Consider the following 15,239-nt stretch of genomic DNA (forward strand, 5'->3'; position numbering starts at 1 on the left):
AGCATTGATGAATACCTCTAAATCATCGTTTAAACGCCTGATCATTGTTTCCTATCGATTACCATTTGCGTTAAAGGAAAATCAGGAAGGGTACAAACTAGTACAGAACTCAGGAGGTCTGGTATCGGCCGTTTTATCGATGGCTGGTCAAATGGGTCAGTCTGCCGATGGGACACCTAGCAAAATACACTGGGTGGGTCATGCTGATTCCGCTTTTCAGCATATCGATGCGTCGGCTTTTGAGAACGAAACGTTTGTGGCTCATCCGGTTTTCATCGACGAAGCGGTGCATACGGGCTTTTATTATGGATTTAGCAATGACCTGATCTGGCCCTTATTCCATTACTTTCCGTCGTATGCTTCCTTTCGGGAAAGTGATTTTGACCATTATAAACGGGCCAATACCTGCTTTCTGGAGGTGCTAAACACACTGATCGAACCTGGCGATTTAGTCTGGATTCATGACTTCCAATTGATGATCTTACCCGACATGGTTCGGCAATCGACACCCGATGCATCGATTGGCTATTTTTTCCACATTCCCTTTCCAACCTACGAAATCATTAAGTTGTTGCCCCGAGCCTGGCGTCAGGAGTTGCTTAGGGGTGTTCTTGGGTCGGATGTTGTTGGTTTTCATACCACCGATTATGTGCAGCATTTTATGCAAAGTGTGGCCGAAGTACTGGAGCTCCCCATCATCGGCCAGCGTATTGTGCTAGCCGATCGGTCGATCCAGGTCAAAGAATTTCCGATCAGTATCGATTTCAATAAATTCAACCAGAGCAGTCAGGAGACCGACGTTGTTGAAACACGCCGTCGGGACCAGGCGCTGCTACGCCATAATAAGCTAATTTTTTCGGTCGATCGACTCGACTATACCAAAGGCATTACCTATCGATTGCAGGGTTATGAGCGGTTTTTGGTTCAGCATCCCGAATGGCATAATCGGGTAACGTTTGTGATGACCGTGGTGCCATCACGCGACAAAATCGGGCAGTATCAGGAGTTGAAGCGTGAAATTGAAGAAACCGTTGGCCGTATCAATGGACTATTCGGGACAATTGGCTGGCGACCCATCGTGTATATGTATTCGTCGCTGACATTTACGGAACTGATGGCCCTTTACACCGCCTGCGACGTGGCTCTGATTACCCCCCTTCGCGACGGTATGAATCTGGTTTGCAAGGAGTTTGTTGCCAGTCGGCAAGATCATCGGGGGGTACTGATTCTAAGCGAACTGGCCGGGGCTGCCCAGGAGCTTCGGGAGGCAATAATCATCAATCCTACCGATACCCAGGAAGTGGCCGATGCTATTCAGCAGGGGCTTACCATGCCCGAAACCGAGCAGGAGCAGCGGTTGGCGACTATGCGTAATCACCTGCAAAACCATAATGTTTTCCGCTGGAGCCATGATTTTCTGTCGGCCTTTCAAAGCAAACAGGAGAGCGAGTCTGCGCTGGCAACCAACCTCCCCATTGCGTCATTTATTACTGCATTCGAGCAGGCTCAGCAACGGCTGCTCCTCCTGGATTTTGATGGCACCCTTGCGCCTATTGTGAATGACCCGGCTTTGGCTCGCCCTTCCGAATCATTAAAGAAAACCATTCAGCAACTGGCCGAAACCAGCGATGTCGTGGTTATTAGTGGCCGTAATCGGGCTTTTCTGGAAAAGACATTTGCGGGTATACCGGTGTATCTGGTTGCCGAACATGGTGCTTTCTTACGGAAACCGGACCGGCCCTGGGAGCAACTCGATCTATCGACCGACGATTGGGTCGATTCCGTTCGATCCATAATGTCCCCTTTTGTGGATCGGGCTCCCGGGTCATTTATTGAAGAAAAAGAGACGTCTATTGCCTGGCATTACCGGAAGGCCGAAGCTGAGGATATTGAAAATCAGGCTATTGATCTGGCCACACAGCTACGAAACACTTCTTACTCTATACCATTGACCATTATCCAGGGCAGTAAAGTGGTAGAAGCTAAAACCGCTCAGCATAGCAAAGGCACCGTAGCGAACGCCATTTACGAGCAAAAGCCGTACGATTTTATTGTGAGTATTGGCGACGACACCACCGACGAGGATATGTTCCGGCAATTACCAAACTGGGCGTACACCATTAAAGTAGGGGCCGGTCTTTCGTTTGCCCGTTATCGACTGGCGCGTCAACAGGATGTCGAAATGTTGCTGGAGCAAATGAGCCATGTGTTGGCTGAGGCTGATTAAATACTAATCGGGCATCAATTTCTGAACAGCTTTTCCAGTTCTTTTGCTTTTGAATCGGCTTTCAGTTTTTGGCGAAGATGGGCGTAATGCGGGGGAAGCTTACCGAGGTTGGAGCTTTTAAGCCCATACCAGGCACTGCTGAAATAGCTAAGGACGCCTACAGCCACTATGGCAATTGTTATGATACAAAATGTCAGCATGGGTTGGCTTATCGTTTAAACAAGATGCTCTATTGAAAACAACATTGACCATACCCTGCCAGTAAGAACGCAGGGTATGGATCAATGCTTCAGGCAAGCGCATGTTCTTCGCTTATGCAGGCAAAGTGGTATCTAGGAATAAGGAAGAGCTTAAGCAAAACTTAGAATTTGATTAGAAGTGAATAGAATTTTCTGACGGAGCAAACACCGTATTAACTAATACCTTACTTTCCGGTTTACTATCTACACAAACTATTCATGGGTAGGGTGTTTTACTATGAAACTATTAGTGGTAGAGGATGAGGCCAAAACCTTACAGGCCATTCAGCAGGGGTTGGAAGAAAGCCAGTTTGAGGTCGATATTGCCTACGACGGCTTAATTGCCAAGCGATTGGCGCTCAAGAATAACTATGCGGCCATCATAACCGATCTGATTCTGCCGGGTCTTAACGGCTACGAACTGTGCCGTCAGCTTCGGGCTGAAGGGCTCACCACACCGATTCTTATTTTAACGGCGCTGGGCGAAACGGACGATAAAGTCATGGGCTTCGATGCCGGGGCCGATCAGTATCTGACCAAACCGTTTCAGTTTGCCGAGTTACTGGCCAGGGTGCGGTCGCTGACCAAACGCGGTACACAGGTCGCCATGACCGCCCAAACGTTACGGTATGGCGGTATCGAAATGAATCTGGATGCCAAAACCGTTACCCGCGATGGTAAGCCAATCGAGCTGACTGCACGCGAATTTGCCTTGCTGGAATTTCTGATGCGTAATCAGGGGCGGGTACTCTCCAAGCCGGCCATTGCCGAACACGTCTGGGATTTAAATTTCGATACGGGAACCAACGTCGTGGAAGTGTACATCAATTACCTCCGCAAAAAAATCGATAAAGATTTTCCTGCAAAACTGATTCATACCCAGTTTGGCATGGGGTATATGTTCAAAGAAGAATGAAATAGCGGGGAGCGTGGTGCAGGGAGCATGGAGAAGCTTGGTATATAGGGCTATAACTCCACGCTCTCCGCACCATACCCCTTGCGCCACGCTCCAAGCTCCCTGCTGTATGACCATTCGCAATCGGCTAACGATACGCTTCACTGCACTGGTTTCCAGTATTTTACTGCTGGCGTTTGTGAGCATATACGCCTTTTGCTGGTATTTTATCTCGTCGGATTTTTATCGTCGACTCGACCGAAAAGCTAATACCATTGGTGACATGCTAATTCGGCACCGATTGAATGCCGACTTGATTCAGCAGTTGACCCGGATTCGGAAGGACCAGCTTCCGAACCAAAAAATCATTGCTTTCGACCAGCGGGATTCCATTATTCTATCCACCAATGAAGCGATATCCTTAAACTTTCCACAATCTGTACTGAGCGATATCCGCCAAACTCGGGAAAAAGAGTTTCAACAGGGAAATTACTACCTGGTTGGTACCCGATTCATGACGGCCTCTGGCCAGTTTGTTGTTATTGCCAGCGCCGAAAATAGGTATGGCGATGAATTTTTACGGCGGCTGCTCTGGTCACTGACGGGCCTTTTCTGCTTAATCGTAGCCATTACGGCGTTTTCGGGTTGGTTTTATGCCAATGATGCTCTGCGGCCGGTGCAAGTTATGGATCGGGCACTCAATGCTATTTTTCCGCAAAACCGCGACGAACGCTTGCCGTTGCGCCATGAAAACGACGAAATCAGTCGGCTATCGCGAACGATCAATCAACTACTCGACCGGGTGAATGAATCGTTTCGTCTGCAACGAATGTTTGTGGCCAATGTGTCGCACGAACTAAAAAATCCGCTTACCCTGATCAGCTCACAACTGGAAGTAAGCTTGCTCAATAACCGGGACCCTGAAGCCTACCGGCAAACGATTCGCTCGGTATTGCAGGACGTTACGGAACTGGCCACCCTCACTCACGAACTGCTTCAACTTTCGCAGGTTAATCAAAACGACGCCGTTAACCTGCTTACCGACCAAGTGCGAATTGACGAGATTGTCTGGGATGTTCGCGCTCAGGTGAATGCGATCAATCCTCACTATAAGGTTACGGTTCAACTGGGCACATTACCCGAAGAGCCCGATCAGCTGTCGGTTCAGGGCAACAAAACCTTACTGGAAACGGCCCTCAAAAACCTGACCGAAAATGCCTGTAAATTTTCGGATGATGGCAAAGCACAGATTGACGTAAACTTTCAGGAGACGGCTGTAGCTATTCGCATCCAGAATCAGGGGAAGCCCATTCCAACAGCCGACCTGCCCTATATTTTCGAGCCCTTTTACCGAAGCCGCCAAACGGCCGACGTGCGTGGCTACGGGGTTGGGCTATCGCTCGTTGAACGCATTATCCGGTTACACCGGGGACGGGTACAGGTAAGTTCCTCAGAAGGGCACCCCACCGTATTCAGCATTGTTTTACCCCGCTAGCAGTCGGCTTCTAAGGATATTCTAAGGAGTTTATCAGCGAATACTAATTCGTGGAAGGCAGTTTTGGTTGTTTACGAACTTACCCTTAGCCATAAACATACCCGATTCATGATAACGTCAACGCATCCCTATACCCCATTTTTTCCACCAGGACCTGCCACTCCAACCCGAAATCGCCCTCAACATAAGCCATTATACGACGATGGCGATCCACCTCCACAACCTGATTGGCTGCTCATTCTGATGTGCGGGCTGTTTCTGCTGACCATCTTTCTGGCCTGGTATGTCGATATACCTCGACTATTGCAGTAATTGGCCTGTTGAATACAGCTTATTCGATCAGTAGCTTGATCTTTTTACTCTTCGTCCGGCTCTGCAACCAGCGTTCAATACGGCGTTTCTCGGCGGCTGTATGTCTTCGGGAAAACTGAGCATAGACCAGGGTAACGGTATCGGGCCGATTGCTGGATGAGTTGATCACTAATGCCCGGGAGGCTGTGAAACTACGGACATCAGGCATTAGCGTTTTGAGTTCATTCCGCAGGTCGGCAACCGGAAAGCCTGTCGTTTGATTTAGTTTGATAGCGTGTTGTAGTGAATCGATCATCTGATCTTTACGGGCTATGGCTCCCTGACTGTATTTGATCATCTGGTCGGCCAGGGTATTTGTAATAGCAGTCATATCAACTTCGGTGTCTTTAAAGCTGCCCTGTTTCACCACCAGTTGGGCATCCTGAATGCCATAGGCTACCATTCTGTTTTTCAATTCGTTGATAGAATCTTTAGGCAGAGGTTCTCCGACAATGGTCAGTTCCAGCTTGCTTTGCCGGCGGTTGTACCGGGCTGCGTAGTTAATGACCTGACGATATTGAAAATCACATTCGTTGGATACAAATCGCTTGGCCGACTGCTCAAAAATGGTTTTCCGGACAATCTGGTAGGCCAGGTACGTACTGGGCACAATCACGATAAGAACGGCTATCCAGATGGTGTTTCGAACCCGGCGTTCCACATCCGTTGATGGGTATGCCTTCTTCGGAAAATCCAGAAAGCGGACCATCAGAAATGTAGCCAGACTGATACAGATGCAGTTGATCAAAAACAGGTAAAAGGCTCCGGCGAAGTAATAGAAATTGGCGGTAGCCAGGCCATAGCCCGCCGTACAAAGTGGCGGCATCAGGGCCGTAGCAATGGCAACGCCCGGAATTACGTTCGTCACTTTCTCGCGACGACTACCAGCAACAATTCCGGCCAGACCACCAAAAAAAGCAATAAACGCATCCCAGACGGTAGGTGATGTACGAGCCAGTAATTCCGATTGAGCGATATGCAGCGGGCTGATAAAAAAGTAAATGGTCGATGTAAGCAGACTGATAAATACGGCTATGCTAATGTTTTTGATTGCCCGCTGAATCAGCGCCAAATCGTTAATGCCGATACCCAAACCGATACCCATAATAGGCCCCATTAGTGGCGAAATAAGCATGGCCCCAATGATGACGGCCGTTGAGTTGACATTCAACCCTATCGAGGCAATAAAAATGGCAAAAATGAGTGTCCATAGGTTAATACCCCGGAATTCGATACCTCTACTAATCGATTGAATAATGGCTTCCTCGTCGGCCTTATCTTCTTCCAGGCTAAAGCGTTCGCGAAAAATCTGGCTGAACCGACTCAGCATATCAGGCCGCTTTGTTCCTGGCGTATTCTGATTTTCAGTGACCATAGTCGTATAGCGGGCTAAGGAATTATGACAAACTAACCTGGTTTTTAATCAAAAGTTAATGTAGTCTTGTGCAATTCTTCTGACATCCATGGATCTATTTACCCTGATTACCCTACTCATCGTTGCTTCGGCTTTCTTTGCTTATCTGAACACAAAGCTGTTGAAGCTCCCGGATGCTATTGGTATTATGGTGCTTTCGTTAGCCTTTTCGGCGTTGCTCATCGGCCTCAATACTATACACCCTGTCTGGTTGACGGAAGTACGACAAACGGTTGCCCAAATCGATTTTGGCCGGGTCCTGTTCGATGTCATGCTCAGCTTTCTGCTGTTTGCCGGTGCCTTTCATACCAATACCGATCAACTGAAGGAAGTCCGTGGGTCAGTCATGTTATTTGCCTTTGTCGGGGTATTGATCAGCACCGCGCTCGTCGGTACAGGGCTTTATTTTCTGGCTCACTGGCTTGGCTTTACGCTTTCGCTTCCTTTATGCTTACTGTTCGGTGCACTGATCTCGCCAACCGATCCCATTGCGGTATTAGGTATACTGGCCAAGTTTAAACTTCCGGAAAATGTTAAATATAATATCGTAGGCGAATCACTGTTCAACGACGGTGTGGGCGTTGTTGTCTTTGCGTCCATTTACCGAATTGTGGTCAATGGCACCGAAAGCATTAGTGCAGGCAATATTGCGTTGCTGTTTCTGGAAGAAGCGGGAGGAGGTGTTCTGTTTGGCCTGATTCTGGGTTATGGGCTCTTTCGGCTGTTGCGGTCCATCAATCATTATCAAACTGAGGTGTTAATCACCATTGCGGGGGTTATGGGTGGCTACCTGCTGGCCCAGAAGCTCCATATTTCCGGGCCCTTAGCTATGGTGGTAGCCGGTTTGCTGATGGGCGGCAAAGCCCGTGGTGAAGCCATGAGTGATGTCACCGAAGAATACGTCGATAAGTTCTGGGAGTTGCTGGATGCCATTCTTAATGCGCTTCTGTTCGTTTTGATTGGGGTTGAACTTCTGCTGATCGACTTCCGCATGGCTTACTGGCCCTTATGTGCAGCCGTCGTGCTGCTGGTACTGAGTGCCCGGTTCCTGTCGATCTGGTTCCCCTTCCTGCTGGCCAGGCGCTGGCTCAATTTGGACAAGCATGCCCCCATTATGCTTACCTGGGGTGGTCTGCGGGGCGGATTATCCATTGCCATGGCGCTTTCCATTCCCAACCATCTTCCGAATCAGGATTTAATCGTCACCATTACGTATGCAGTTGTTCTGTTCTCGGTCATTGGGCAGGGGTTGACGATGGAACGCCTGATCAAACGCTTGTACACCCCGCCCGCCTGACTATAAACGAGTCATTCCGTCTGGATGGTTTCGGGCGCCTGTCGCGTAGGTACGGATTCGGGTTGCGCCAGTGCTTCATACACAAATCCGGCTTTCAGGTGTTCATAGAAGGAGACTGGATCAACTAGCGACGCGGCTCCCTGCGCCATCAGGCCACCCAGCAGGAGCTGAAAAATAGCCGAGTGCCGGTCGGTCATTTCCAGTACCAGGATGGCGGCTGTAAACGGCGACCGAACAACGCCCGTCAGAAAACTGACCATGCTGACTAAAATAACCAGGTTGGTATCCGAAGGGGTTACCTGAACCAGCCGCGACAGCCCATCACCCAGAATAGCTCCTGCGCTGAGCGACGTAGCAAAGACGCCACCGGCGGCTCCACTGCAATAACTCAGGGTCATACCCGCAAATCGGACCGGAAACAGATACCAGGGCGTTAGATGATCGTTTTGAAACAATAATCGGTTGATGATGGGCTTCCCGGTACCAAAGGCATCTGTTCCGACCCAGAAAGCCAGCGCAGCCAGGAGCAACCCGGACCCCGCTACCCAACCCACCTGCGCTGGTAGCGTCGTAAACCGACGACGATAAGCATTCGCCCACAGCAGGATTTTGGCAAAAGCGGCTCCGGCCAGTCCGCAAAAGATAGCCACCAACACCACTACTCCCAAGAACCAGCCCGTTGTGGAGGTGACTTTTGGGAAACCGAGGTAGAGGTACGGCCCCAGAATGGCCTGCGCCGTCATACCGGCAATGATAACCGCCGTGAAAACGGCCGTTCGGAAACGGGTAATGTGGGTTTGTGTCAGTTCTTCGACAACGAACACAATACCACCCAGGGGTGTATTGAAGGCAGCCGCCAGCCCGGCAGCTCCTCCCGTAACTAAAGCAATTTGCCGGGACAGTTGCGGCCAACTAGCAGGTTGTAATCGGTTGATGGCCCGAAAAATAGCAGCGGAAATCTGGATGGTAGGCCCTTCGCGTCCGATCACTCCACCACCCAGCAGCAGCACTACGCTACTCAATACCTTAACAAACGCTACCCGTAGACTGAGTAAATATCCGGTGCGCCCGTGGGTCTTTGGGGTCGACAACTCAATGCCTGCCATCACCTGCGGAATACCACTTCCTCTGGAAGCTGGTGCCAGTCGGCTGGTGATCAACCAGGCCAGTACAAAGGCCACTGGAGTTACGAGAAAAACCAGGTAAGGCTGCCGACTCAGCCACGTAAAGCTCAGCCGCTCCGCCCAAAGGAATAGTTCTTCATAGCCAACAGCTACCAGCCCTACCAGCAGCGACGCCACCCAAAACGGTAAGCTCTGTAAGATAACCCGACGAACTCGTTCGGTATACAAACGCCGGATAAGATGCTGGTCGAGCCAGTCCAGCACGCGGGCATACCGAGTCAATTTAGGAAGCATGCAGTTGTCCGTTAAACAGTTTTTATTAGAAAGTAACGACGATTGGAGCGAGTTGATTTACAGCCTTTCATTATCTAAGCAAATTCTAATATCTCTTTAAGACGTCTGTAACGACTTCATCCCAGTTTTGGGCATCTATTTCATCCTTTTCTAAACGCAACTAGTTCTATGCAGGAAACCGGACGTACCGCAACCAATCTGACCTGGATATTAGCCATGCTGATTATCGTGGGTCTGGGGGGAGGATTTTATTGGCGAAATCATCGTATCTGGACGGCTCAGTATGATCAGGCTGAGTTACTGGCCGACTCCCTACTATCGGTCAAATTTCAGCTTGAAGACGATGTTCATCATCTGAAGAGCCAACTCGAAACGGCCGCTGACGACAAGGTTTATTTCGATAAACGCCTGAATCAATTCTATGTAATGCTGAATCAGCAGAATCTGAAGGCAAATAAACTTCAGCAGGCCAGGGATCGTCAGGCAAACGAAATTCGATTGCTCAACCAGCAAGGTGATTCCTTAGCAACCCTGCGTGATAGTCTGGCAAATCAACTGGATGCATCCCGCGATAAGATTAACTGGTTGACCGATGCTAATAAGCTTCTCATTGGTCAGAATCATGCCCTCGAGCAGAAACTACGTAATCTAAACACGGAGCTATCGGCCAGCGTGTCCCGCACAACTCTTACCGGAAATGCGTTTCTGGTCGAGCCGCTAAAAGCCAACAAAAAAGTAACAGCCAAAGCCCGAAAAGCGCATACGTTACTGGTGTCGTGTACGGTCCCCGCCGAACTTCAACTGGAGGGTCGTCAGGAAGTTTTTCTAAGTCTGACCGACGAGAAACAAGGCACTGTACTATCGCCTATCCGTACAACTACCGTCAATCTGCCCAATCTGAATGAAGTGATTCCGGTTCACGCTGCCCAAATGGTCTCGTTTACCAAATCTCCACAGCGCATTGTTTTTCAGCTCAACTACTCTTCTCCTTTACGGCCAGGACTGTACCGGGCATCGCTCTATACCCAGGATGTATTTCTGGGAACCGTGGAGTTCAGGCTGCGAAACAGCTTCTGGTTCTTTTAGAAGTTGTTTATTCAATCATTCAATCATTCAACTTATGGAAACGCTTAATTTCAAAACAAACCTAACCACATCGGAAGATGTAGCGGCCGTTACCCTCAATCTGAACGACATTGAACCTGTCGACGGCTGGAATGTAGATCCAGATGGCCTGTTGACCGTTCAAACGACCGATAATCGGATTGCCGAACAGGTTATTCAGGCTGTTAAGCAGGCGGGGTATCGGGCCGAAACTGTTCTGGATTAGGCTGAAAAAGTCCTTCTAAGGCAATTCTAAGCAGTCTTTAAGCCCGTTCTTAATCGCCGGTTGTAGTTTGTAGTGGTAATCCAATGAGTGTGGATTGACTTAATTCCTAAAACAACGACGATTATGAAAACGCATGTTCGAACGGCAATCGTACTCGCTATGATAACGGCGGCTCCGGCTGGTTTGGCACTGGCCCAAACAACGCCCCCTGATGCGAATACGTTGCTCAACCTGGGCCGATTCGATGAGGCCAAACAACTTTTACTGAAAAACGTCCAACAGAATCCATCAGCACAAACCTATTTCGAGACAGGCTATGGCTACCTCCGAACGGGTCAGCCCGACTCAGCCAGAATCTGGTTCGAGAAAGGCATCCCGATGGATGAGAAACGTGTGCCCTTAAATCAAATGGGATCGGCCTTAACCTACCTGGCCAAACAGGACACCGCCAATGCCAAGCCGAAAATAGACGAGGTGGTTTCCAAAAGTAAGGGTAAAAATGCGGAGATTCTGTACCGGATTGGCGAAGCCTATACGGGCTATCTAACACCGGGCAATGGCTCGATCAAACCCATTTATCCGCGCATTGTCAATACGGCCAAGGCCATCGATTTCCTCAATCGGGCCGCCGATCGTGACAAGAAAAATCCAGCCATACAACTTGCTCTCGGTGATGCTTATTATCAGAACCGGGATGCTGGTACGGCCGTATCGCGCTACGAGAGTGCTATCGAACTCGGCATGAACCCGTCCCGTGTGTATCAGCGCATAGGCGACATTTACTGGCAGGGCCGCAACCTGAATCTGGCCGTCGAGAATTACAAGAAAGCTATTGAAGCCAATCCCAATTATGCTCCAGCATATAACCAACTGGCCGAACTATACTTTCTGGTCAACCGGTATAAGGAGGCCTCCAGCTACATCGACCAGTATGTGAGTGTATCAAAAGATGCCCGGCAGGAGACGCTGCTCCGACAGGCTCAGTTTCATTTTCTGGCCAAAGACTACCAACGGGCCATCAGCCTAATCGACAGCAACCGAACGGCGCTGGGGCAAAACCCAATTGTATACCGCATCGAAGGCTGGGCATATTCATCCCTGAAACAACCTCAAAAAGCCATCGAAAACCTGAATACGTTCCTGGAAAAAGCCCCCGAAAAAGCCATGCCCGACGATTATAAATACCTCGGCCAGGCCTACATGGCTACCGAACCGACCGACGATGATTCAGTGGGTGTACTTTATCTGGAAAAAGCAGCTCCTGCCGATACCAGCGAGAATCTGTACAGCGACATTGCCCGTTACTATTACCGGGCTAAAAAACACCCCGAAGCCGTTGCTGCTCTTGATTCGGCCGCCAGGCATGGGTTTAAAGCCGATGTGCAGGATTTGTTCCGTTATGGCATGAGCAACTACACCCTGGGCTTTCAACGCGATAGTGTAGGGAAACTTGTCCGCGACACCGTTCGGTTTGCCCTGGCCGATTCTGCCCTGGCACTGGCTCAAAAAGGATCGCCCGACTATGCCCCTACGGTACTTTACCGGGCCAAAGCGAATTACTACGCCTATGCCCCCGAAGAGGCAGTACGCAACGGGAAAGCGAAGCCTTATTTTGAGCAGTTTATCACGATGGTTGCCGATAAGCCCGAGGAGCGGACTCGCTACAAGAATGATTTGTTGCTGGCTTTTAAATACCTGATTTCCTATAACGAGCTGGTCACCAAAGACGAAGCTGCCCGTAATGAGTGGCTACAAAAAGGGCTGGGCTGGTTCCCTGATAATAAAGATCTGGCCAAAATTGCCATGCCTGAAGCTGGCTCGCAATAATGGTCTTTTTCAGAAGTTGGTTCATTATGTCTTGATTATACCGCTACCGGAGCATCGATCTCTGGTAGCGGTTTTGTTTCACCGCCGGGATTCCATTTTCGAACACGATCATAGGGGCTGATGGATGACTGAACTACTTAAGACAGCACACGCAGTTGAACCTTTATACTTCTGCTACTGGGTTATCATCAGACTAAGCAGTCTGAAAGCCAGTTACATTTTGTTCAAAATGTTTAATCACAGAACGGTTTACTTTTCTCTCAGCATGCCAGAGTTCATAATTCTTTTGCAGGTTAACCCAGAACTGGGCTGTGTTCCCAAAAGCCTCCGACAACTTCACCGCTAATTCGGGACTGATACCAGCCCGCTCGTTGACAATAGCCGATAGGTTGGCGCGGGCGATGCCCAAGCCTTTAACGACTTCCGTCACGGTTAAATGCCGCTCTTTGATGTAGTCTTCCCGAAGAATCTCGCCTGGATGGACTGGGGGTAAGTTGCGTTTCATAATTAATGATAATCTACATAGTCAACAAATTCGATTGATTTTTCGCAAGTACTGAGTGGGTAATTTGGACCCATCACCCGTTTCGTAATACTGCTGAAGTCCCTTGTGTTTGAAGTTGGCAATCATAATCTGCTTTGTAGCGTGTAGTATTACACATTACAAAGCAGAAATGAAATGTTAATGCCCCTCACGGTTTAGTCGTTCTTTTTAGATTCGGTTATCGTTTGGCAATGGTCGACTGGGGCAACAGCCTCTGCAAGACCTGCTGCCCAACGTGTTCGCCCTGAACGGTGCCTTCCTCAACGCCATCGCGATAATGGATACCGCCATACACCCGACTCACCGAGGCTTCCTGATAGGCCGCTTCAATGGATGGAAACGAACGCACGCCATGACCATACGGTAATTCCGTTGAGTCGGTAAACGCAACGTTGTTCCCAATCAGATGCGCGATGACCTTGCCCGCTGCGGCCGAAATATCGCTGTGTCCACTGACGTATTCGGGAAAGGCCGGGGTTTCCAGAAAAGGGCGCCATTGCGGATCGATGGTGTTATTGATCACCGTTTCGGGCCGAATCCGAATGTGCGTGTATTTTTCATCCCAACAGGCAATGAATGCATCGAACATCGCAATGGAGGTCAGTGAGAACAATTGAGCCGCCTGGATTATCGTCAGTTTTTGCTGTCGGGCCAGGGTAGTTGCAATGGCCAGCCAATGACCGGGTGGCGACATTTTTTTACTGGCAAACATTACGTGGCCCGATATGTTCGTCACAAAGGCGTTATCGTCCCAGAAGTATGCAATGGCCTGCTCAGTCTTATCCTGACGTTTACCGATGGTGTAGACCTCCTCGGTGAGTTTCCAGAACGGGCTGTTGTGGTTCAGGTCGTATTTGGCTGGGGGAGGGCATCGAAACTGCCGGGCAGAATCTAAAGTAAACAGCCGGACGGTATTCCACTGGGGTTCGCAGGCATCGGCATAGGCTGGGGGCGTAGGTACCCAGGTACCCGGCTTATTGGTCACCGTATACCGGAAGCCGCGCGTTTCTTTGTAATGATCTTTGCTGGCATAGTCCAGTACGTGCTTAGCTACTCGTTCGCCATACTGAACCGATCGCTCATACACGGCATCGGGAATCTGGAGGGCTTCTAACCGGGGCTTAAAGGTTTTATCAAACGTATCCCACAGATCGGCCGAAAAGGTCAGCGCCCGCCCAACGGTCATAAACGCCGTCAAACTGGCAACAGGATAGCAGTAAGCCACCCCCGAGTCAGGTTGCGGAGCGGTTTTCGACCCGTTGAGTTTACCCATCATGGATGCGTATCCCGCGTAACCCGGACGTAAAGCCTCATAGGCCGCCAGGTAGGAGTATCCATAAATCCGGCTGGCAACGGGTGGCTTAAAAATATCGTGGATCATAATATCCGTCAGCGTTTTCGAACAGTCGTAGAGCAGTTGCGGGTTCGACGCCTTCGCATTATACTGGTCGGGGGTAGCGTCGGGCTGGCAGGCGAATACACCCACCAGCAAAAGAGTTATCAAGATTTGTTTCATAAAAATAGCCTGAATGGTATGGGGCTTCGTTGCGGAAGCCCAAAAGAGAATAAGAAGCTCGTAACCATGCCTTGGCGCATGGACTAGCTCCGTAATGAAATTCACTAAAAATCAGGCTATTGTTTGGGCGGGGGCGACGGCGCATCGATACCGATAGCCGTATAAGCTAGCTGTAGCGATCCATAACCGGCACTGGCTTGTACCGATTGGGTGGTAGGCGGGTTCAGGCAGTAGGGACTGGGCGGCAGATAAACGGTCAACCGTTCGCTCAGCAATTTTAATAGACGCCCCAGTGGTGTTTTGGGTAATGCCTGATCGTCGCCACCCATTTCCTGTAGCTGCTCGGCCAGATCGAAAAAACGCTCCTTCGCATTCTGGTTCGTTTTCAGTACGGTATAGAGGGTATCGTTGGCGTACCGTTGATGGACAATGTTATAAAACTCATCGCCCTCCTGAATCAGCCCTTCGTGGCCGTCAGCATTTTCCCAACCCGACGTGTAGGGGAGTGAAATGGGCAGTTTGACGACTTTCCACCGGTCGTTGGCCGAAATGGGCGCAGCCGACTCATAACCTTGCTCAAACGTAATCACAGCCAGTGGCAACCCTATCCAGTGATAGAGCAGCAACACGAAAAAACCGATGGCTGTTAATGTCTTCACACAAAAGCGTACCGAATGATAATCCTG

Annotated in this window: 14 protein-coding genes; 8 read left to right on the plus strand and 6 right to left on the minus strand. The window is 49.7% G+C overall.

All coding sequences use genetic code 11. The features are described from left to right. Window positions 1–7 precede the first annotated feature (7 nt). Window positions 8–2,227: a bifunctional alpha,alpha-trehalose-phosphate synthase (UDP-forming)/trehalose-phosphatase gene (locus ACYVFD_RS22015; RefSeq protein ID WP_461092658.1), complete on the plus strand. Its 2,220-nt coding sequence runs from the start codon at window positions 8–10 to the stop codon at window positions 2,225–2,227. Window positions 2,228–2,241: 14 nt separating this feature from the next. Here the strand turns inward: ACYVFD_RS22015 and ACYVFD_RS22020 are convergent, their stop codons facing one another. Further along, entirely contained in the window at window positions 2,242–2,427 is a 186-nt protein-coding gene (locus tag ACYVFD_RS22020) for a hypothetical protein (RefSeq protein WP_461092659.1), read from the minus strand. A 277-nt stretch (window positions 2,428–2,704) separates the two neighbouring features. Between ACYVFD_RS22020 and ACYVFD_RS22025 the strand changes: the two genes are divergently transcribed. From ACYVFD_RS22025 to ACYVFD_RS22035, 3 genes are all read left to right on the plus strand, one after another. Then, window positions 2,705–3,382 carry a response regulator transcription factor gene (locus tag ACYVFD_RS22025; protein ID WP_461092660.1) on the plus strand — a complete coding sequence of 226 codons (678 nt, stop codon included), beginning with the start codon at window positions 2,705–2,707 and terminating at the stop codon, window positions 3,380–3,382. 109 nt (window positions 3,383–3,491) lie between these two features. Continuing rightward, window positions 3,492–4,856 (plus strand): HAMP domain-containing sensor histidine kinase, encoded by a 1,365-nt coding sequence (locus tag ACYVFD_RS22030; protein ID WP_461092661.1) that lies wholly within the window; start codon window positions 3,492–3,494, stop codon window positions 4,854–4,856. A gap of 108 nt (window positions 4,857–4,964) precedes the next feature. Next, a complete protein-coding gene (locus tag ACYVFD_RS22035; protein WP_461092662.1) occupies window positions 4,965–5,168 on the plus strand; it encodes a hypothetical protein in 204 nt (67 codons plus the stop codon). Window positions 5,169–5,187: 19 nt separating this feature from the next. Here the strand turns inward: ACYVFD_RS22035 and ACYVFD_RS22040 are convergent, their stop codons facing one another. Next, entirely contained in the window at window positions 5,188–6,582 is a 1,395-nt protein-coding gene (locus ACYVFD_RS22040; RefSeq protein ID WP_461092663.1) for a DUF389 domain-containing protein, read from the minus strand. A gap of 88 nt (window positions 6,583–6,670) precedes the next feature. On the opposite strand from ACYVFD_RS22040, the gene ACYVFD_RS22045 reads away from it, so the two are divergent. After that, window positions 6,671–7,918 carry a cation:proton antiporter gene (locus ACYVFD_RS22045; RefSeq protein ID WP_461092664.1) on the plus strand — a complete coding sequence of 416 codons (1,248 nt, stop codon included), beginning with the start codon at window positions 6,671–6,673 and terminating at the stop codon, window positions 7,916–7,918. Between the two features lie 11 nt (window positions 7,919–7,929). On the opposite strand, the gene ACYVFD_RS22050 is transcribed toward ACYVFD_RS22045, so the two are convergent. Next, window positions 7,930–9,336: a chloride channel protein gene (locus ACYVFD_RS22050; protein ID WP_461092665.1), complete on the minus strand. Its 1,407-nt coding sequence runs from the start codon at window positions 9,334–9,336 to the stop codon at window positions 7,930–7,932. 168 nt (window positions 9,337–9,504) lie between these two features. Between ACYVFD_RS22050 and ACYVFD_RS22055 the strand changes: the two genes are divergently transcribed. The 3 genes from ACYVFD_RS22055 to ACYVFD_RS22065 all read left to right on the plus strand — a co-directional run bounded on the left by ACYVFD_RS22055 (window position 9,505) and on the right by ACYVFD_RS22065 (window position 12,493). Further along, window positions 9,505–10,422, plus strand: coding sequence for a hypothetical protein (locus ACYVFD_RS22055; RefSeq protein WP_461092666.1), 918 nt, complete (start codon window positions 9,505–9,507; stop codon window positions 10,420–10,422). Between the two features lie 34 nt (window positions 10,423–10,456). Then, window positions 10,457–10,666: a heavy-metal-associated domain-containing protein gene (locus ACYVFD_RS22060; RefSeq protein ID WP_461092667.1), complete on the plus strand. Its 210-nt coding sequence runs from the start codon at window positions 10,457–10,459 to the stop codon at window positions 10,664–10,666. Window positions 10,667–10,789: 123 nt separating this feature from the next. Beyond that, window positions 10,790–12,493: a tetratricopeptide repeat protein gene (locus ACYVFD_RS22065; protein ID WP_461092668.1), complete on the plus strand. Its 1,704-nt coding sequence runs from the start codon at window positions 10,790–10,792 to the stop codon at window positions 12,491–12,493. 193 nt (window positions 12,494–12,686) lie between these two features. Here the strand turns inward: ACYVFD_RS22065 and ACYVFD_RS22070 are convergent, their stop codons facing one another. The 3 genes from ACYVFD_RS22070 to ACYVFD_RS22080 all read right to left on the minus strand — a co-directional run bounded on the left by ACYVFD_RS22070 (window position 12,687) and on the right by ACYVFD_RS22080 (window position 15,212). Continuing rightward, the gene (locus tag ACYVFD_RS22070) at window positions 12,687–12,998 is read right to left on the minus strand and encodes a HigA family addiction module antitoxin (RefSeq protein ID WP_461092669.1); all 312 of its coding nucleotides are present in this window, start codon (window positions 12,996–12,998) and stop codon (window positions 12,687–12,689) included. A 217-nt stretch (window positions 12,999–13,215) separates the two neighbouring features. Further along, window positions 13,216–14,553 carry a vanadium-dependent haloperoxidase gene (locus ACYVFD_RS22075; RefSeq protein WP_461092670.1) on the minus strand — a complete coding sequence of 446 codons (1,338 nt, stop codon included), beginning with the start codon at window positions 14,551–14,553 and terminating at the stop codon, window positions 13,216–13,218. Window positions 14,554–14,669: 116 nt separating this feature from the next. Beyond that, window positions 14,670–15,212, minus strand: a complete 543-nt coding sequence (locus ACYVFD_RS22080; RefSeq protein ID WP_461092671.1) for a hypothetical protein — start codon at window positions 15,210–15,212, stop codon at window positions 14,670–14,672. Window positions 15,213–15,239 lie beyond the last annotated feature (27 nt).

The organism is Spirosoma gilvum, from assembly GCF_054776815.1.